At 69.5% G+C, this 18,943-nt stretch carries 17 protein-coding genes and 1 riboswitch; of the genes, 9 read left to right on the forward strand and 8 right to left on the reverse strand.

Going from position 1 to position 18,943, the window contains the following annotated elements:
• The coding region (locus HOV91_RS33680; protein WP_174189309.1) for a CaiB/BaiF CoA transferase family protein at window positions 1-1,031 on the reverse strand (1,031 nt) is incomplete at its 3' end.
• A 178-nt stretch (window positions 1,032-1,209) separates the two neighbouring features.
• Between HOV91_RS33680 and HOV91_RS33685 the strand changes: the two genes are divergently transcribed.
• On the forward strand, window positions 1,210-1,707 hold the full coding sequence (locus tag HOV91_RS33685) for a DUF456 domain-containing protein (protein ID WP_312884872.1): 498 nt from the start codon (window positions 1,210-1,212) through the stop codon (window positions 1,705-1,707).
• Between the two features lie 3 nt (window positions 1,708-1,710).
• Here HOV91_RS33685 and HOV91_RS33690 read toward each other — a convergent pair whose 3' ends face one another.
• Both HOV91_RS33690 and HOV91_RS33695 read right to left on the reverse strand, forming a co-directional pair.
• Window positions 1,711-2,586 carry an amidohydrolase family protein gene (locus HOV91_RS33690; protein ID WP_174189310.1) on the reverse strand — a complete coding sequence of 292 codons (876 nt, stop codon included), beginning with the start codon at window positions 2,584-2,586 and terminating at the stop codon, window positions 1,711-1,713.
• 84 nt (window positions 2,587-2,670) lie between these two features.
• Window positions 2,671-4,134 (reverse strand): FAD-dependent oxidoreductase, encoded by a 1,464-nt coding sequence (locus tag HOV91_RS33695; RefSeq protein WP_246351344.1) that lies wholly within the window; start codon window positions 4,132-4,134, stop codon window positions 2,671-2,673.
• Window positions 4,135-4,510: 376 nt separating this feature from the next.
• Between HOV91_RS33695 and HOV91_RS33700 the strand changes: the two genes are divergently transcribed.
• The 3 genes from HOV91_RS33700 (at window position 4,511) to HOV91_RS33710 (ending at window position 6,782) form a co-directional block, all read left to right on the forward strand.
• Window positions 4,511-4,960 carry an Rv0361 family membrane protein gene (locus tag HOV91_RS33700; protein ID WP_174189311.1) on the forward strand — a complete coding sequence of 150 codons (450 nt, stop codon included), beginning with the start codon at window positions 4,511-4,513 and terminating at the stop codon, window positions 4,958-4,960.
• 63 nt (window positions 4,961-5,023) lie between these two features.
• Window positions 5,024-5,140, forward strand: a riboswitch (SAM riboswitch).
• Window positions 5,141-5,154: 14 nt separating this feature from the next.
• Complete coding sequence (locus HOV91_RS33705; RefSeq protein ID WP_174189312.1) at window positions 5,155-5,571, forward strand: rhodanese-like domain-containing protein; 417 nt, start codon at window positions 5,155-5,157, stop codon at window positions 5,569-5,571.
• On the forward strand, window positions 5,568-6,782 hold the full coding sequence (locus HOV91_RS33710; protein ID WP_174189313.1) for an O-succinylhomoserine sulfhydrylase: 1,215 nt from the start codon (window positions 5,568-5,570) through the stop codon (window positions 6,780-6,782). The genes HOV91_RS33705 and HOV91_RS33710 overlap by 4 nt, the downstream gene beginning before the upstream one ends.
• A gap of 23 nt (window positions 6,783-6,805) precedes the next feature.
• Here HOV91_RS33710 and HOV91_RS33715 read toward each other — a convergent pair whose 3' ends face one another.
• Both HOV91_RS33715 and HOV91_RS33720 read right to left on the reverse strand, forming a co-directional pair.
• The gene (locus HOV91_RS33715; protein WP_174189314.1) at window positions 6,806-8,335 is read right to left on the reverse strand and encodes a serine/threonine-protein kinase; all 1,530 of its coding nucleotides are present in this window, start codon (window positions 8,333-8,335) and stop codon (window positions 6,806-6,808) included.
• Between the two features lie 89 nt (window positions 8,336-8,424).
• On the reverse strand, window positions 8,425-8,877 hold the full coding sequence (locus HOV91_RS33720; RefSeq protein WP_174189315.1) for an RpiB/LacA/LacB family sugar-phosphate isomerase: 453 nt from the start codon (window positions 8,875-8,877) through the stop codon (window positions 8,425-8,427).
• Between the two features lie 91 nt (window positions 8,878-8,968).
• Between HOV91_RS33720 and HOV91_RS33725 the strand changes: the two genes are divergently transcribed.
• Window positions 8,969-9,598, forward strand: a complete 630-nt coding sequence (locus HOV91_RS33725) for a type 1 glutamine amidotransferase family protein (protein WP_174189316.1) — start codon at window positions 8,969-8,971, stop codon at window positions 9,596-9,598.
• A gap of 60 nt (window positions 9,599-9,658) precedes the next feature.
• Entirely contained in the window at window positions 9,659-10,114 is a 456-nt protein-coding gene (locus HOV91_RS33730; protein ID WP_174189317.1) for a MarR family winged helix-turn-helix transcriptional regulator, read from the forward strand.
• On the opposite strand, the gene HOV91_RS33735 is transcribed toward HOV91_RS33730, so the two are convergent.
• On the reverse strand, window positions 10,104-10,862 hold the full coding sequence (locus HOV91_RS33735; protein WP_174189324.1) for an HAD-IIA family hydrolase: 759 nt from the start codon (window positions 10,860-10,862) through the stop codon (window positions 10,104-10,106). The genes HOV91_RS33730 and HOV91_RS33735 overlap by 11 nt on opposite strands.
• A gap of 161 nt (window positions 10,863-11,023) precedes the next feature.
• On the opposite strand from HOV91_RS33735, the gene fgd reads away from it, so the two are divergent.
• A complete protein-coding gene (gene fgd, locus HOV91_RS33740; protein WP_174189318.1) occupies window positions 11,024-12,034 on the forward strand; it encodes a glucose-6-phosphate dehydrogenase (coenzyme-F420) in 1,011 nt (336 codons plus the stop codon).
• 65 nt (window positions 12,035-12,099) lie between these two features.
• On the opposite strand, the gene HOV91_RS33745 is transcribed toward fgd, so the two are convergent.
• Window positions 12,100-12,606 (reverse strand): nitroreductase/quinone reductase family protein, encoded by a 507-nt coding sequence (locus HOV91_RS33745; RefSeq protein WP_174189319.1) that lies wholly within the window; start codon window positions 12,604-12,606, stop codon window positions 12,100-12,102.
• 229 nt (window positions 12,607-12,835) lie between these two features.
• Between HOV91_RS33745 and pta the strand changes: the two genes are divergently transcribed.
• Window positions 12,836-14,908 (forward strand): phosphate acetyltransferase, encoded by a 2,073-nt coding sequence (gene pta / locus HOV91_RS33750; protein WP_174189320.1) that lies wholly within the window; start codon window positions 12,836-12,838, stop codon window positions 14,906-14,908.
• Between the two features lie 168 nt (window positions 14,909-15,076).
• Window positions 15,077-16,288 (forward strand): acetate kinase, encoded by a 1,212-nt coding sequence (locus HOV91_RS33755; protein WP_174189321.1) that lies wholly within the window; start codon window positions 15,077-15,079, stop codon window positions 16,286-16,288.
• On the opposite strand, the gene HOV91_RS33760 is transcribed toward HOV91_RS33755, so the two are convergent.
• Complete coding sequence (locus tag HOV91_RS33760; protein ID WP_246351346.1) at window positions 16,285-18,915, reverse strand: tetratricopeptide repeat protein; 2,631 nt, start codon at window positions 18,913-18,915, stop codon at window positions 16,285-16,287. The two genes, HOV91_RS33755 and HOV91_RS33760, sit on opposite strands and share 4 nt — an antisense overlap.
• Window positions 18,916-18,943 lie beyond the last annotated feature (28 nt).

Raw genomic sequence — 18,943 nt, forward strand, 5'->3', positions numbered from 1 at the left:
GTGCGGGAGAATCGCGGCGCGGGCGCGTGCTGGGTGATGTTGTCCAGCTCCAGCAAGGAGCCGCGCGCGGCGATGTGCTCGTTGCGCGTCGCCTCCTCGAAGGTGAGCACGGGCGAGACGCACGCGTCGGTGCCCACGAAGATCTCGGCCCACTCGTCCCGGGTCTTGGTCCGGAAACGTTCGGCGAACAGCTTTTTCAGCGTGTCCTGCCCGGCGGGGTCGAGTTGGAAGGGCAGACCGTCCGCGTCGATCTCCAGACCGGCGAGCAACTGCGCGTAGAACTGCGGTTCGATCGCGCCGACCGCCATGTACTTGCCGTCGGCGGTTTCGTAGGTGTCGTAGAACGACATTCCGGTGTCGAGCAGGTTCACGCCCCGTTCGTCGGACCAAGCGCCCACGCCGCGCATGCCCCAGATCATGTGCGAAAGGGCAAGGGCGCCATCGACCATGGCCGCGTCGATCACCTGGCCCTGGCCGGACCGCTGCCGTTCGACCAGCGCGGCGAGGATGCCGAACACCAGGAACATCGAGCCGCCGCCGAAATCGCCCACCATGTTCAGCGGCGGAACCGGGCGTTCGCCCTTGCGGCCGATGGCGTGCAGCACGCCGGTGATGGAGATGTAGTTGATGTCGTGCCCGGCGCGGTCGGCCAGCGGACCTTCCTGGCCCCAGCCGGTCATCCGTCCGTAGACCAGGCGCGGGTTGCGGGCGAGCGCGTCGTCCGGGCCGAGGCCCATCCGCTCGGTGACACCGGGGCGGAAGCCCTCGATCAGCACGTCCGCCTTCTCGACGAGACCGAGCACCTTCTCGATGTCGGCCGGGTCCTTGAGGTTGGCCTCGACGATGGTCCGGCCGCGCAGCTGCGGGCGGTCGAACCCGCCGGGCAGCTGACCCGCCCGCTGCACCCGCACCACGTCGGCGCCCAGATCGGCGAGCAGCAGCGCGGCGTGCGGACCGGGGCCGATCCCGGCCAGCTCGATGACCTTGATGCCCGCGAGCGGGCCCTGCTTTGCGGTGGATGGAGTGCTCACGCCCTACCTCGGTTCGTCGTTGATCCAGCGCGCACCGCTGGCCGGTGCGTCCTCCCGGACGCGACCGGGAGGGGTGTATTGACAGTATGACAATAACGCCGGGGCGGAAGCCGGGACAGGGAGGCGCCACCGCGCGCTTCGGCTCGCCCGCGTCCGCACGCCGCTCTAGGCTGCATGTGTGGAAGCGCTGTCTGATCAAGGGTGGTACACCCTCCTCGCCGGCCTCGCGATTCTGGTCGGCCTCGTCGGCATCGTGGTGCCGATCCTGCCGGGAGTCATCCTGATCTTCGGGGCCATCGGCGTCTGGGCCTTCCTGACCGGAGGCGCCACTGCCTGGACGGTTTTCGCGATCAGCGCGCTGCTGCTCGTGCTTTCCGGGGTCGTCAAATACGCCTGGCCGGGGCGCAAGATGAAGGACGCGGGGGTCGCCAACCGCGCGCTGCTGATCGGCGCGATTCTCGGCGTCGTCGGTTTCTTCGTGATCCCGGTTGTCGGCCTGTTCGTGGGGTTCGTTCTCGGCGTGTACCTTTCGGAACTCCAGCGGCTGCGCGTCAACCAGCAGGCGTGGCAGGCGACGGTGCACGCGTTGAAGGGCGTCGGCCTTTCCATGCTGATCGAGCTCTTCGGCGCGCTGCTGGCCGTCGGCGTCTGGGTGATCGGCGTCTTCGCCGTCTGAGCGCTATCGATCGATGGCGGGGAACGGAATCGTGTCGCCCGCACGGCCTCCGGGCAGTTCGTCGCGGCGCAGCCGCAGCGTCGACGGTTCCGGGCGGTACAGCGGCAGCGTGCGGGCGACGTCCTCGCTGACGGGGCGCTCGCGCGCCGGGAGCCGATAGAACGCGCGCGCGTTGTCCTCCAGCACCGCGTGCATGTCGGTGCCTACCACGTCACACAGCAGATCGACGTCCGAGTCCCGGAACGGACGTCCGGCTCGGGTGCCGGGCAGGTCGGTGCCGAACATCAGGGCTTCCGGATTCACCGCGTGGATGCGGCGCAGCGTGTCGGCGACGTTCATCGCGACCCGGCCGAAACCCGTTGCCTTGACCTTGGCGCCGCGATCGACGAGATCGAGCAGGAATGGCACGCCCTCCGCGGACATGCCCAGATGGTCGACCGAAAGCGCGGGCAGTTTGGAGATGACGGGTTGCAGCGAAGCCAGCATCGTGCCGTCGATGTAGACCTCGACGTGCCAGCCGGCCAATTCGTACGCGCGCAGCGCCTGCAACGTCATCCCGGCGATATCGGTGGCCGCGCGCTTGAGGTTGAAGCGCAGCGCGCGCACGCCGATCCGGTCCAGCTCGAGGATCTCATCGTCGGTGGCGTCGAGGTCGAGCCGGGTGACGCCGACCCAGCCCTCGCCGAGTTCGGCGAGGGCGGCCTTCAGATAGCTCTGGTCCGTGCCCTGGAACGACCCGCTGACCACGGCGCCGCCGCTGATGTCGTATCGCGACATGCGCTTCCGATAATCCGCGATGGTGAAGGGGTCGGGCAGGTAGCCCTCGTTCTCGGCCAGCGGGAACCGCGGGTCGAAGATGTGCAGGTGGGCATCGAACACTTGTACAGAATGCCTCAGTGTCGGACTTTCCGCTGCCACAGCGGGGGTGTCGCGGTGGCAGCGGAGTCGGTCACGGCGGGGTGATCAGACCTTGTGCGGTTCGCTGGCGCGCAGCATGTCCTCGCGCTCCACGACCTTCACCCGCTCGCGGCCCTCGGGCTCGCCGAGCGAGCGCTCGTGCGCGTCGAGGCGGTACCAACCCGCCCAGGTGGTGAACGGGATGCCCTTGCTCTCCAGGAACTCGGTGACGGCCTCGGGCTCGGGCCGCTCGGCCGGGGTGAAGCCGGGAGCGTCGTCCAGCAGGCAGGCGATCGTCTCGTTGGCGTCGCCCTTGGTGTGACCGATCAGGCCGACGGGGCCGCGCTTGATCCAGCCGGTGACGTAGGTGGCGGGCATGTACCGCGCCGCGCCGTCGGCGTTCTCGTCGGCGATCACGCGGCCCGCTTCGTTCGGCACCGTGCCCGCCTGGTCATCGAACGGCAGGTTGGTCAGGTTCTGCGATAGGTAGCCGACGGCGCGGTACACCGCCTGCACGTCCCAGTCCTTGAACACGCCGGTGCCCTTGACGTTGCCTGTGCCGTCGAGCTGGGTGCGCTCGGTGCGCAGACCGACCACCTTGCCGTTCTCGCCGAGCACTTCGGCGGGAGACTCGAAGAAGTGCAGGAACAGCTTGTGCGGCCGGTCGCCCGCGTCGCGGATGGCCCACTGCTCGAGGGTGTTGGCGACCATGTCGACCTGCTTGGAGTGGCGGCGCGCGGCTTCGGAGCCCTCGTCGTAGTCGATGTCCTCGGGGTCGACGATGACCTCGATGGTGGGCGAGTGGTCGAGTTCGCGCAGCTCCAGCGGAGTGAACTTGGCTTGCGCGGGGCCACGGCGGCCGAAGACGTGGACCTCGACGGCCTTGTTCTCCTTCAGGCCCTTGTAGACGTTCGGCGGGATCTCCGTCGGCAGCAGTTCGTCGCCGGTCTTGGCCAGCACGCGGGCGACGTCGAGGGCGACATTGCCGACGCCGAGCACGGCGACCTTCTCCGCGTCCAGCGGCCAGGTGCGCGGCACGTCGGGGTGGCCGTCGTACCAGGAGACGAAGTCGGCGGCGCCGTAGGAGCCGTCCAGATCGATGCCGGGGATCGGCAGGGCGCGGTCGGCGTTGGCGCCGGTGGAGAAGATCACCGCGTCGTAGAAGGCCCGCAGGTCGTCGAGGGTGATGTCGGTGCCGTAGTCGATATTGCCCAGCAGGCGCACCTGAGGCTTGTCCAGCACCTTGTGCAGGGCGGTGATGATGCCCTTGATCCGCGGGTGGTCGGGGGCGACGCCGTAGCGGATCAGCCCGAACGGCGCCGGCATGCGCTCGTACAGGTCGATGCTCACCTCGGCATCGGACTTCATCAGGGCGTCGGCGGCGTAGATCCCGGCCGGTCCGGCGCCCACGATCGCGATGCGGAGCGGGCGGGTACTCGCGGTGTGCGCGTCATGCCCGGAGGAGGAAGCCTGCGTCCCCACGGAGGGCTCGCGAACACCGCCATCCGATACTGCACTCTGTTCGGTCATCTCTTACGCGCACCCTTATGGTCGAAACAATTAATGACGTCTGGCTTAGCTTAGGCTAAGTTGACGCACCGGCTCGGTCGCACCCTTTCCGGCGCGGACGCCGGCGTTGCCGGCTCGTGGCTGTACGGTGCTCCGTTCGCCGGCGTGGAGCTGCCGATTCGCTATGACAGCAGGCCGCCGTCCCGCGATTCTATCGGGATGGTCGATCCCACCCCGCGGCGGTGCGTGAACTCGGCGGATGCCATCGGTGGTCACAGGTGTCGCGTACCCGCTTCCGCGCCGCCTATCGCGGCCGCCCGGACTGGTGCGTTTCCGCCGTCGTCCCGAGCGGGGGGTCGAGCGCTGGATACCGGCGCCCACCAGGGATCATCGAACCATGAGCGAGCAGCAGCCGACCCCGGGCGAGGACGATGTCATCCGCATCGATCAGACCGACAAGCGCTCCGCGGTCCCGTTCGTCGCGGCCGCGATCGTGGCGGCGATCGTGCTGATCGCGATCGTGCTCGGCGGTGTGCTCTCGCCCGCTGAGAAAAATGTCACAGAAGCCGAGCGCATCACGGCGGCGATCGGCAACTTCGTCGACGCCGCCAACCGCAGCGACGCCGTGCCGCCGCCGGGCACCGCGTGCCAGGGTTTCGACCCGAGCCGCTCGCCGCTGGCCGGTCAGGACGGCACCGGAAAGCCGGTCGAGATCACGAAAATCGACAGCCCGATGGTGGACGGCGACCGGGGCAAGGCGACGGTGACCACGAAGGTGGACGGGCGGGAGGCGACCTCGGTCTGGAATCTCACCAGGTCCGGTGACAGGTGGCTGGTCTGCACGTGAGCGTTCGCGCAGGGTGCGCCACCGTTTGACAGCGTGACCCGGGTCGGTGCAATCTCAGTCGAAGGTCATGAGAACCAGTGTCAAGCCCCGGCATTACTGGTCGGCAACCCTCCTCCGCGGTGGGGTGCTCCGGGTGACGACCTGGCGGCGCCTCGGTCCCGGGCGCGGCAAGTGCGGATTCGCAGGAGGTGCACATGAGTTATGCCGGTGACATCACTCCGCAGCAGGCATGGGAACTGTTGCGGGACAATCCCGAAGCCGTCCTGGTGGACGTGCGGACGGAAGCGGAATGGAGGTTCGTCGGCGTCCCCGACACGAGCTCGATCGAACGGCCGACCGTGCTGATCGAGTGGGTCGACTCGACGGGTGGGCGCAACGAGGCATTCGTGGAGCAGTTGAAGCAGGCGCTCGACGGTCACGACCCCGATGCTCCCGTCGTCTTCCTCTGTCGCTCCGGTCAGCGTTCGGTGGGCGCGGCGATCGCCGCCACGTCGGCGGGTTACCGCACCTCCTACAACGTGCTCGAGGGCTTCGAAGGCCCGCTCGACGAATTCGGGCATCGCGGCGGCGCGGGCTGGCGCGCCCTCGGACTGCCCTGGCGGCAGTCGTGATCACCGGCGGTGCGTTCGACAAGCCGCTGCCCGACGGCGTCGGTCCCGCGACGCTGGGCGTGCGCGGCGGACTGCGGCGCTCCGGCTTCGAGGAGACCGCCGAGGCGCTCTATCTGACCTCCGGCTTCGTCTACGAGAGCGCCGAGGCCGCCGAGGCCGCGTTCACCGGCGAGGTCGAGCACTTCGTCTACTCCCGCTACGGCAACCCGACCGTGGCCATGTTCGAGGAGCGGATGCGCCTGCTCGACGGCGCCGAAGCGTGCTTCGCGACCGCGAGCGGCATGTCCGCGGTGTTCACCGCGCTGGGCGCGCTGCTGAGCGCGGGCGACCGGCTCGTCGCCGCGCGCAGCCTGTTCGGCTCGTGCTTCGTGGTGTGCAACGAGATCCTGCCCCGCTGGGGCGTGGAGACCGTCTTCGTCGACGGCGAGGACCTCGACCAGTGGGAGCAGGCGCTTTCGACGCCGACCCAGGCGGTGTTCTTCGAGACGCCCGCCAACCCGATGCAGACCTTGGTCGACGTGCGCCGGGTGACCGAGCTGGCGCACGCGGCGGGCGCGAAAGTCGTGCTGGACAACGTGTTCGCCACTCCGCTGCTGCAACGCGGCTTCGAGCTCGGCGCCGATGTGGTGGTCTACTCGGGCACCAAGCACATCGATGGGCAGGGCCGCGTGCTGGGCGGCGCGATTCTCGGCGACCAGGACTACATCGACGGCCCGGTGAAGACGCTGATGCGTCATACCGGTCCGGCGCTGAGCCCGTTCAACGCGTGGACGCTGCTCAAGGGTCTGGAGACGATGCCGCTGCGGGTGCGCCATTCCACGGAGTCCGCCCTGCGCATCGCCCGCTTCCTGGAGGGCAACCCGGCCGTCAGCTGGGTCCGATACCCGTTCCTGGAATCCCATCCGCAGCACGCGCTGGCCACCGGTCAGATGAGCGGGGGCGGCACTGTGGTCACCTTCGAGCTGAACGCCACCGAGAACGAGGCGAAGAAGCGCGCTTTCGAGGTACTCAACCGGTTGCGCATCGTCGACATCTCCAACAACCTCGGTGACGCGAAGTCCTTGATCACGCACCCGGCCACCACCACCCACCGCGCCATGGGCCCCGAGGGCAGGGCCACCATCGGCCTGACCGACGGCGTCGTGCGCATCTCGGTGGGCCTGGAAGACGTCGAAGACCTCCTCGACGACCTCGACCACGCCCTTTCCTGACCGCGGAACCGTCGCGCGATCGGTCAGCCGATCCGCACGGTGACGCCGGGTGACGACGGTGCGCCGTGCAGGATCAAGTGGCTCGCGACGTCGTCTTTCTTGTCGTTCTTCTTGCCGTTCTTGTGCTTGCCGGGCAGGTCGAAGGCCAGCCGGATCGTGCTGGCGCGGCCGGGAGCCAAGCGCGCGGAGTCGTCGCCGGGCGAGTTGAGTTCGGCGGTGACCGCCGCGTCGGGTGGGACGGAGCGGCCGCCGGTGGTCACCGGCCGTTGATCGGCTACGACAAGGGTCTGTTCGCGGTCGGACACGTTGGTGACAGTCAGTGTCACGATCGTGTGGGAATCGGCCGCGGTTGTCGCGTCGGAGGCCACGCCGGTCACGGTGAAAGCGAAGTTTCCGTCGCGCACGGCAGGACCCGGATTCGCGGCCTGCCCGCCGGTCGAGGGCAGCGAAGCATCGGTCGACGTGGCGGCTTCGCTGCTCGTCGGCCCCGCATCAGGTGCGGAACCGAAGTCGATGCCGCTTCCGAGCAGCCACACCCCCACCGCGGCGACGAGCGCGGCTCCGGCGGCGACGGGTATCCACCGGCGCAATCGATGATCGCGTTGCCCGGCCGGAGCGGCTGAGCGAACCTCGGCCGTCGGGGGCGTCGGGGTGGCGGCCGTCAGCATCCGAGTAGCCGGGTGGCCGGCCGGTGCCGTGGGACGCGTGACAGGCGGGGGCGGTAGCGCAGGTGCCGACCGGGCCAGGGCAGCCGAGGCCGCCGCGGCGAAATTCCCCGCGCTGCTATAGCGCGCGTCCGGCTCCTTGGCCATCCCCCGGGCTACGACGGCGTCGAGTGCGGCCGGGACGTCGCGGGCAGCCCGCGCGGCACGCGGCGGTTCGCTCGTCAGGTGCGCGTGCATCTGCTGAGCCGGATCGCCTTCGCCATAGGGCGGTTTTCCGGTGAGGGTTTCGTAGAGCACGCAGGCCAGCGAATAGACATCGGACCGGGCGTCGACCGTGCCGGTGAATCGCTCCGGCGCCATGTACCCCAGCGTGCCGACCACCAGCCCGGTAGCGGTGAGCGCGGTGCTGTCGGTGGCACGGGCGATACCGAAGTCGATCAGATACACGAAACCGCTGGTGTGCAGGAGGATGTTGCCCGGCTTCACATCGCGGTGCACGAGTCCGGCCGCGTGCGCGGCGTCCAGCGCCTCGGCGGCCTGGACGATGACGTCGACGGCCCGATCCGGTGGCAGCGCGCCCGATTTCAGGCGTGTGCCGAGGTCGACGCCCTCGATATAGGCCATCTCCAAGAACAGGTGGCCGTCGACCTCGCCGAAGGCGTGGATAGGCACGATGTGCGGGTTGCGTACCCGGGCGCCCAACCGCGCTTCGCGCTCGAAGCGCTGTCGATACAGCGAATCGGCGGTGTACGCCGCGGACAGCACCTTGAGTGCTACGGCGCGCCCGGCGTGGTCGTGTGCCAACCACACCTCGCCCATGCCGCCGCGACCCAGCAAGCGTTCGAGAGAATAGTTCCCGAACGTGCCGCCGGGGCTCTGCACGACCATGCCTCGACCGTATCGCCGGGTTTCGTCGCTAGCGCAGGCGGGCCGGTCGCGCTGCACATGCCGTGGACGCGGAGCGTCCGGCGGCTCGGTCAGGCGTCGGCGGCGCGTTCGATGTCGGTGAGATGGGCGATGTTCGCCTGGTCGTCCGGGGCCGAGCTCGGTTCGGTGCTGAACCAGGCGTCGAGGATCTCGCGTAGTTCCGCGCTGGAGGTCGAGCGCAGGCTCAGGGCCAGGACGTTGGCGTCGTTCCAGGTGCGGGCGCCCGCCGCGGTCGAGGCGTCCGCGCAGAGGGCCGCGCGCACGCCGGGGACCTTGTTGGCCGCGATCGAGGCGCCGGTGCCGGTCCAGCAGCAGACGATCGCCTGGTCGGCGTGACCGGAGGCGACGTCACGGGCGGCCGCCGCGCTGGCCCACGCCCAGTCGTCGCGTTCCTCGTCGGACAGCGCGCCGTGCAGCACGATCTCGTGTCCGCGTTTGCCCAGCTCGCCGAGCAGTTCCTCGGCCACACCGACCCGCTCGTCCGCCGCAACCGAAATCCGCATGCCCCAAGGGTAGTTCCGCCGCACCATGTCGTCCTGCTTCCGGCTCGGCGCGGTATTGACAGTATGCTGTCAAATATGACAGCATACTGTCATGGCAACGAAGACAGTGCACATGGCCGTTTACGACACGCTCGCCGACTGGGAGGTGGGCGCGGCCACCGCGCACATCAACAAGCCGAGCTGGCATCGGGAGCCGGGAACGTGGCAGGTGAAGACGGTCGGTCCGAGCGCGGAGCCGATCACCACGATGGGCGGGATGCGCATCGTGCCGGACGTCGTGCTCGCCGATCTCACGCCCGCCGACAGCGCGATGCTGATCCTGCCGGGGGCGCAGACCTGGGAGGGGACCGAACTGGATCCGTTCACGCACAAGGCTCGCGAGTTCGTGGCGGCCGGTGTCCCGGTCGCCGCGATCTGCGGCGCGACGTTCGGTCTGGCCAAGGCGGGGCTGCTGGACACGCGCAAGCACACCAGCAATGTGGCGGAATTCCTGCTCTACAGCGGATATTCGGGTGCCGAGCACTACCTCGACGCGCCTGCCGTCACCGACGGTGACGTGATCACCGCCAGTGCGAGCGCGCCGTTCGAATTCGCGCGCGAGGTGCTCGGCAAGCTCGGGGTGTACGAGCCGCACGTGCTTGCGGGCTGGTACCGGCTGTTCGCGCACGCCGACCCGGCCGGATGGGAAGTGCTCGCGGAGTACGACGCGCAGCATGCGTGAGCGAGAATCGTCGGTGATCCGGCCGGCCGGATCACCGACGCGAGCCTCGGGAGGTGCGGCATGACCGGCGAACAGGAGCTGTTCGCCACGGCGGCGATCACGTCGTTCCGTTTGAACGGCCAGTTCCTCGCGGTGGCCGAGGAACTGGCGCGACCGGCGGGTCTGACCGCCGCTTGGTGGCAGGTGCTCGGGGCGGTGTTGCGGGCGCCGTTGCCCGTCGCCGGGATCGCTCGCGAAATGGGCATCACGCGCCAGAGCGTGCAGCGCATCGCGGATCTGCTGGTGGACAAGGGACTCGCCGAATACCGTCCCAACCCCGCGCACCGCCGAGCGAAACTCGTCGCAGTCACCGACGCGGGCCTGGCCGCGGTGCGCCGCATCGACCCGCAGCACAAGGTGATGTCCGAACGGCTGGTGGAGGAGCTCGGCCTCGAGCAGCTCGCGCTCACCGTGGAAGTGCTCACCTCGCTGGCCGCCGCGCTGGACGCGATCGCGGGCCGGCCGATCAGTCGGTGAACGGGGACTCGGTCTTGCCGATCAGGTCGGCGACCGAGTCCACGACCATGGTCGGGCGGTAGGGGTAGGCCTCGAAAGACGCGCGGGTGGAGATGCCGGACGTGACCAGGATGGTGCGCATGCCCGCTTCCAGGCCGGAGATGACGTCGGTGTCCATCCGGTCGCCGATCATCACCGTCGACTGGGAATGGGCGCCGATGCGGCGCAGCGCCGAGCGCATCATCAGCGGGTTGGGCTTGCCGACGTAGTACGGGTCGCGGCCGGTGGCGCGGGTGATCAGCGCGGCCACCGAGCCGGTCGCGGGCAGCGAGCCGTCCCGGGACGGGCCGGTCGGGTCGGGGTTGGTCGCGATGAAACGGGCGCCGCGCTCGACCAGCCGGATCGCGGTGGTGATCGCCTCGAAGGAGTACGTGCGGGTCTCGCCGAGGACGACGTAGTCCGGGTCGCTGTCGGTGAGCACGTAACCGATCTCGTGCAGTGCGGTCGTGAGCCCGGATTCGCCCACCACGTAAGCGGTTCCGTTGGGTCGCTGGTCATCGAGGAAGGTGGCGGTGGCCAGCGCGGAGGTCCAGATGGCCTCTTCCGGGATGTCGAGTCCGGTGTGGCGCAGCCGCGCCTGCAGATCGCGGGGAGTGCGGATCGAATTGTTCGTCAGCACGAGGAACGGTGTGTCGTTGGCGCGCAGTTCGGCGAGGAATTTGTCGGCGCCCGGGATGAGGTGGTCCTCGTGCACCAGCACGCCGTCCATATCGGTCAAGTAGGACAGGATCGGCTCGTCGTGTGCGGTCACGCGGTCATTATCCGCTATCGCTCATCCGCGCCGGGCCGTCGGCGTGGCGGGCGACAGCGTTGGCTACTGTCGAGGACGGATCGCGATGGCGGCGAAACGAAACGCGAGGAGCGTGGCAGATGAGCGAACTCAAGCTCGGATACAAGGCATCGGCGGAGCAGTTCGGTCCCCGTGAACTCGTCGAGATCGCGGTGCTGGCCGAGGAACACGGCCTCGACAGCGCCACCGTGAGCGACCACTTCCAGCCGTGGCGGCACAAGGGCGGGCACGCGCCGTTCTCGCTGGCCTGGCTGGCCGCGGTCGGCGAGCGCACCGAGCGCATCCAGCTCGGCACCTCCGTGCTCACCCCGACCTTCCGCTACAACCCCGCGGTGATCGCGCAGGCGTTCGCCACCATGGGCTGCCTGTACCCGGACCGCGTCATGCTCGGGGTCGGCACCGGTGAGGCGCTCAACGAGATCGCCACCGGGTACACCGGCGAATGGCCCGAATTCAAGGAGCGTTTCGCGCGCCTGCGCGAGGCCGTCGACCTGATGCGCGCCCTGTGGACCGGTGACCGCGTCGACTTCGACGGCCAGTACTACAAGACCGTCGGCGCCTCCATCTACGACGTGCCCAAGGGCGGCATCCCGGTCTACGTCGCCGCGGGCGGTCCGTTGGTCGCGCGGTACGCGGGCCGCGCGGGTGACGGGTTCATCTGCACCTCGGGCAAAGGCATGGACCTCTACACCGAGAAGCTGATGCCCGCCGTCGCCGAAGGCGCGGCGAAGGCCGGGCGCAGCGTCGACGACATCGACCGGATGATCGAGATCAAGCTCTCCTACGACACCGATCCGGAACTGGCCAGGGAGAACACCCGGTTCTGGGCCCCGCTCTCGCTCACCGCGGAGCAGAAGCACAGCATCACCGACCCGATCGAGATGGAAGCCGCCGCCGACGCGCTGCCGATCGAACAGATCGCCAAGCGCTGGATCGTCGCCAGCGATCCCGACCAAGCGGTCGAGCAGATCAAGCCCTACCTCGACGCCGGCCTCAACCACTTCGTCTTCCACGCCCCCGGCCACGACCAGCGCCGCTTCCTCGACCTCTTCCAGCGCGACCTGGCCCCCCGCCTGCGCGCCCTGTCCTGACGTTCACCGGTGGCACACCACGCCAGGGGTCTTCCCGGCCGATGCCGTGGTGTGCCGCTCGTGGGTCACGCCCGGCGGAGGGCGAAGATGCGCAGGTCGCGGGTGGTGCGGGTGCGGTAGGCGGCGTAGGCGCCGGTGATGTCGACGAAGCGTTGGAAGATCGCGTCCTTGTCGGGGTCTTCGACGGGGGTGGCGGTCACCTGGATGCGTTCGCCTGCGATGGCGACGGTCGCCGCCGGGTTCGCCAGCAGATTCGCGGTCCAGGCCGGGTGGTGCGCTTGACCGAAATTGCTGCCGATCACGTAGAGGGTGTCCCCGTCGTGCACGTACAGCAGGGGCTGGGTGCGCGGTTGGCCGGATTTGCGTCCGATGGTGGTGAGCAAGATGACCGGCGCGCCGATCGGGCCGAGCAAGGTGTACTTCGCGTCGGTGCGTTCCAGGACCGCCCGGTCCAGCGGCGTGATGGCGCGGACGAGCCGGGAGCCGATCTTGGTCGCCGCGAATCTACTTGCCGTGCGGGCGAACAGGGTGGTGCGCGAGCCCCACTGCCGATCCGGGAAATGCTCAGCCATGCCCGGACTATAGCGGCGCGGGCGAGCGGTCACGGCGACTTCGCGCTGTGGCGAGCCGCCGCCATGGCGTGGCCCCGTCGACTCTGCGCGGCCCGTCGCCATCGCGTGGCACCTCGGTGTCGTGAGGTGCGACGGCACGGTGCCGCACGACCGGCCGTGCGCTGTGTGCAGCGAGTGACGACCGTCGCGCGGCGGGCCCGGTTGCCGCTGGTTCACTAAGCTCTCGGGCATGGCCGACAACGCTCCATCCGCCGTGTACATCGCCTCGCCCGAAGGCGACACCGGCAAGTCGACGGTGGCCCTCGGGGTACTGCAGATGCTGTGCGCGACGACCGCGCGGGTCGGGGTGTTCCGCCCGATCACGCGCTCGACCACCGAACCCGACTACATCCTCGAGTTGCTGCTCGAGCACAGTACGGCGGACATCGACTACGCGCAGGCCATCGGCACCACCTACGAGCAGGTGCACGCCGACCCGGACGCCGCGATCAGCGAGATCGTGCTGCGCTACCACGAGGTCGCGAAGTTGTGCGACGCCGTGGTCGTGGTCGGCAGCGACTACACCGACGTGGCCAGCCCCAGCGAGCTGCGCTTCAACGCGCGGATCGCGGTCAACTTGGGCGCCCCGGTGCTGCTGGTGGTCCGCGGCGCGGGACGCACGCCCGAGGAGGTGCGGCAGCTGGCCGAATTGTGCGCGTCGGAACTGGCGCACGAGCACGCGCAGCTGGTCGCCATCATCGCCAATCGTTGCGACGCGGAGCAGCCGGACGAGGTCTGCGCGGCGCTGCGCGATTTCGGCGTCCCTTCGTGGACGTTGCCCGAAGTGCCGTTGCTGATCGCGCCCACCATGGCCGAGCTGTGCACGGCCGTGGGCGGCGAGATGTACAGCGGCGACCCGGAATTGCTGCACCGCGAGGCGCTGAAGATCATGGTCGGCGGCATGACGGCCGAGCACATCCTGGAACGCCTGGTCGAGGGCGTCGTCGTGATCGCGCCGGGCGATCGGTCCGACGTCCTGCTCAGTGTCGTCAACGCGCATGAGGCGGAAGGGTTTCCTTCGCTGTCGGGCATCATCATGAACGGCGGCCTGCTGCCGCATCCCGCGGTGGCGCGGCTGATGACCGGCCTCAAGCCCAAGCTGCCGATTCTCACCACCGACCTGGGCACCTACGACACGGCGGGCGCGGCCTACCGCACCCGCGGCCGGATGTCCGCGGGCAACCCGCGCAAGGTCGACACGGCTCTGGCCTTGATGGAGGAACATGTCGACGCGGTAGAGCTGTTGCGGCGCATCGACGTGCCGCCCAGCTCGGTGGTGACGCCCCAGATGTTCGAGTACCAGCTCATCGAGCGCGCGCGAGCCGATCGCAAGCGCATCGTGCTGCCCGAAGGCGACGACGACCGCATCCTGCGCGCGGCGGGGCGGGTGCTCCAGCGCAAGATCGCCGACCTGGTCATTCTCGGCGACGAGGGCACCGTGCGCGCCCGCGCCGCCGAACTCGGGGTGGACATCTCCGCCGCCGAGGTGCTCGACCCGCGCAGCTCCGGCTACCTGGACGAGTTCGCCGCCGAATACGCCGAACTGCGCAAACACAAGGGCATGACGCTCGAGCGGGCCCGCGAGACGGTCGCCGACATCTCGTATTTCGGCACCATGATGGTCTACCAGGGGATCGCCGACGGCATGGTCTCCGGCGCGGCGCACACCACGGCGCACACCATCCGGCCGTCGCTGGAGATCATCAAGACGGTGCCGGGGGTTTCCACCGTCTCCAGTGTGTTCCTCATGTGCCTGGCCGACCGGGTGCTCGCGTACGGCGATTGCGCGGTCGTGCCGGACCCGAGCGCACAGCAACTGGCCGACATCGCGGTCTCCTCCGCGGCGACCGCCGACCGCTTCGGTATCGAACCCCGGGTCGCGATGCTGTCGTATTCGACCGGGGAATCGGGCAGTGGCGCCGACGTGGACAAGGTGCGCGTCGCGACCAAGCTGGTGCGTGAGCGCGCGCCGGAGCTGCCGGTGGAGGGGCCGATCCAATACGACGCCGCGATCGAACCAACCGTCGCCGATGCCAAGCTGCCCGATTCGAAGGTCGCCGGGCGCGCGACCGTGTTCGTGTTTCCCGATCTCAATACCGGCAACAACACCTATAAGGCGGTGCAGCGCAGCGCGGGCGCGATCGCCATCGGACCGGTGCTGCAAGGTTTGCGCAAGCCGGTCAACGATCTTTCCCGTGGCGCGCTGGTGGCCGACATCGTCAACACCGTGGCGATCACCGCGATCCAAGCGCAGGAGAGCTGATGCGCCCGGACCGCCGCGGCGCGTTCGCGGCGCGCGAGGATCGGTGGTTGCCGAGCGAAACGCAGGAGGCGTGATGAGGGATCAGTGCGTGTCGCCTCACCGCACCGGATGGGTGGGCAGCGCGCCCGCGGCATGGTCGCGGTTGACTCGTGAAGCGTTGGAGGCGTGATGGGTAAGGCGGCGGACAACCGCGTGCTGGTGATCAACTCCGGCTCGTCGTCGATCAAATACCAACTCCTGGATCCGGAGTCGAGCGTGGTCGCCGCGTCCGGGATCGTGGAGCGCATCGGCGAGGACGACAGTGCGATCGAGCATCGCGCCGAAGGCTCGTCCACCGAGCGCCGGGCGGCGATCGCCGACCACACCGCGGGCCTGCGCCTGGTCTTCGAGACGTTCGCCGCGACGGGCCACGATCTGGAACAAGAAGGCGTGCGCGCGGTCGGGCACCGGGTGGTGCACGGCGGTGAGGTGTTCTACCGGCCCACGCTGATCGATGACGACGTGGTCGCCGCGATCGCCGATCTCGCCGCACTGGCGCCGCTGCACAATCCGGCCAACCTCGCCGGAATCGAGAGCGCGCGTGCGCTGTTGCCGGGCGTGCCGCAGGTCGCCGTGTTCGACACGGCGTTCTTCCACGGCTTGCCCGCCGCCGCGAAGACCTACGCCATCGATGCCAAAGTGGCCGCCGCGCACGGCATCCGCAAGTACGGCTTCCACGGGACCTCACACGAATACGTGTCCGGTCGCGTGGCGGAGCTGCTCGGACGCGATCCGGCCGAGCTGAACCAGATCGTCTTCCACCTCGGCAACGGCGCGTCGGCTTCGGCCATCCGCGGTGGGCGTCCTGTGGACACCAGCATGGGCCTGACCCCGCTGGAAGGGCTGGTGATGGGCACCAGGCCGGGTGATCTCGATCCCGGCATCGTCGCGCATCTCGCGCGGTCCGCGCACCTGGACATCGATCAGATCGACACCCTGCTCAACCGGGATTCCGGCATCAAGGGCCTGTCCGGGGTGAACGATTTCCGTGAACTGCGGCGTCTCATCGACAGCGGGGACGAGGCGGCCCGGCTGGCCTACGAGGTGTACGTCCATCGGCTGCGCCGCTATCTCGGGGCGTATCTGGTCGACCTCGGCGGCGTCGACGCGATCACCTTCACCGCCGGGGTCGGGGAGAACAGCCCGCAGGTGCGCGCCGACGCCCTGGCCGGTCTGTCCCGGTTCGGCATCGAAGTCGACCCGGCGGCCAACACCGCGCACGATCGGGCCGCGCGACGGATCTCCCCGCCGGACGCGCCGGTCGCGGTGCTCGTGGTGCCCACGAACGAGGAACTCGCCATCGCCCGCGCCGCGCGGCGGGTGGTCGACCGGCTCGATTAGAGCCAGGTCTTCGCGCGAAGCGAATTGGCCAGGTCGACCAGCGCGTAGCGATGCCTGCGATCGGGCGCCCCGCGAGCCAGGGTGCGCAGATTCGCCTCGGCGCCCGCCCGCAGTTCGCGTTCGGTGAACGGCGTGCCGAACAGTGTGGCGTCGGGGCGCTTGGGCACGTTGCCCGCTTGCAGCCACGCCAAGGCCGCACCGAGCACCAGCACCCGCATCTGCACCGCACGGCTCTCACCCGCGGGCAGGCTCTGCACCCGCGACGCCGAGATGTGCAGGGTGGCCTCGTCCAGGTCGGCCACCGGCTCGGCGGTGAGCATGAGCAGCACGGCGGTCATCCGCGCGGTGGTGAAATGCCGCGACGCGGCGGGCACGGCGTCCAGTGCCTGGACGGCCTGGGTCACCCGGCCGTCCGCGGCCATCTGCCTGGCCAGCCCGAAGGCGGCGCTCACCACGGTGCGGTCGGTGCGCCACACCGTCTCGTACGCCTTCTCCGCGTAGGCGCGCCACTGTTCGGGGTCCGGCGAATCCCAATGCTGCAGAATGAGTTCGGCCGTGGCGGCGAGTGCGAGCTGGGGAGCGAGTTCGCCGGGAAGCACCCGGAAGACCGAATCGAAATTCGTGAAAGCGCGCTCGTACTCCCGGTCGAGCAATTGGGCCATGCCGCGATACCAGCCCACCCGCCACTCCCTTTGCGGTAGCCGCGCGAGCAGCTCCAGGACGGTGGCCGACTCGCGCAGATCGAGCCGCACCCGCGCCTCGGCGAGAGTGAGTTCCAGGTCGAGCGTCTCCGGGGCGTTGCCGGGGTCGGCGCCGGCTCGATCGCGGGCGTCGCGCAGTGCCTCCAGCGCGTGGGCGGGCTCGGGATGCACCGCCGCCGCGAGTAGGGGCGCCGACGGCTCGGCCGGGTCCAGCAGCGGAATCGGCAACGCCGCCACCACGTCGAGGGCGTCGAGCAAGCTGCTGCGCGGCCGCCCGTCGGCGTAGGCGTCGGTCTGACTGATCAGCTCCTCGGTGCCGAAACCGGTCCGCGGCGGCGTGAACACGGTGGACAGCTGTGGATGCTCGGTCTCGGTCTCCAGCGCGAGGATCTTCCGCAGCACGCCCGACAGCTGGGCGGACATCGCGCGGGCGGAAGGGAAGCGGCGCTGTGGATCCGGGTCGGTGGCACAGAGCAGCAGACGGTGCAAGGACTCGTAGCGCGCCAGCACCGGCTCGTCCGCCGGGTCGGGCAGACCGTCGAGATAACGTCCGTGCTCCGCGGGCATGTCGAGGGTGAGCACGGCCAGCGTGCGCCCGACGGTGTAGATGTCCGAGGCGACCGTCGGACCGGTGCTCGCGACCTCCGGGGCCTGGAAGCCCCTGGTGCCGTACAGGTTTCCGTACGCTTCGATGGTGGCGACGGCGCCGAGGTCGATGAGCTTGACCTGATCCTCGGTGACCATGATGTTGTCGGGCTTGAGGTCGTTGTAGGTCAGCCCGGTCGAGTGCAGGTAGTCCAGCGCGGGCAGGATTTCCAGCAGGTAGGCGATCGCCTCGGTGACGGGCATGCGCTTCGGGCGGTCGTAGGCGTCGAGGATCTCGCGCAGCGACCGGCCGCCCACGTACTCCATGACGATGTAGCCGACCGGCGTGCCGTCCGCACCGGTGTGCTCGACGAAGTTGTAGATCCGGACGATGCTGGGATGCGCCACCTCGGCGAGGAATTGGCGCTCGGCCATGGCGACCGCCTGCGCTTCGGCGTCGCCGGCGTGCAGCAGGCCCTTGAGTACGACCCAGCGGTCGCTGACGTTGCGGTCGATCGCCAGGTAGATCCAGCCGAGTCCGCCGTGGGCGATGCAACCTTGGATCTCGTACTGTCCCGCCACCATGTCGCCGGGATGCAGGGTGGGGCGGAAGTCGAAGGGCGAGTCGCAGGTCGCGCAGGCGCCCGCCGTGGTCGCGGGCCGGGTCGCCGTCGCCCGGCCGACCGGTTTGCCGCAGCGCCAGCAGAATCGCCTGCCCTCGGAGACCACCGCGTCGGTGAGGACGGCGTCGCGCGGGTCCGCGGGCGTCACGGTCGGGATCGGCACCAGCCCCGCGCCGAGTCGCCGCACCGAAGGACGGGTCCGCGCGGTGCGCACGCTGCGCCCTGAGGTGCGCAGCGGCGCGGACGTGGGTTCGGACGTGGCTCGCCGCGTGCCGTCCTGCCCTGCCTCGGTCCACGCCGCCGTCCCCTGATCGTCGCGTGCTGCCACCGTGCCGGGACCGTCGTCACCGCCGGTGGCGCGCGTGGGTTCCGCGACATCCCCCTCCGCGTCGGGCGATGCTTCCTGCGGCTCGGGCGGGTCACGGTCCGGCTCGCGATTCCGGGCGGCTGTGCCCGCGCGTCGCAGCTGCATGCGGGTGGCGTCCGGGTCCTCTTCCGCTGCATCGCTTTTCGATTCGGCGGCAATACCCGGTTTTCCGGTGGAGCCGTCGTCCGTGCTCGCGTTCACCGCGAAGTCTCCGCGCGGTCCTTCCGGCGCGGCTCCACCCGGACGATGCCCGGCCAGCCCGGTGAGACCGCCCTCGAACACATCGGCCGAATGGGGCCGTCCCGTGGCGGTTTCGTCCGGGTCGGGCTCGGGGGCGGGCCGTGTGGTCATTCGCCCGTCAGTCCTGATACTGTCTCTT

Source organism: Nocardia barduliensis (assembly GCF_013315795.1).
Classification (GTDB): domain Bacteria; phylum Actinomycetota; class Actinomycetes; order Mycobacteriales; family Mycobacteriaceae; genus Nocardia; species Nocardia barduliensis.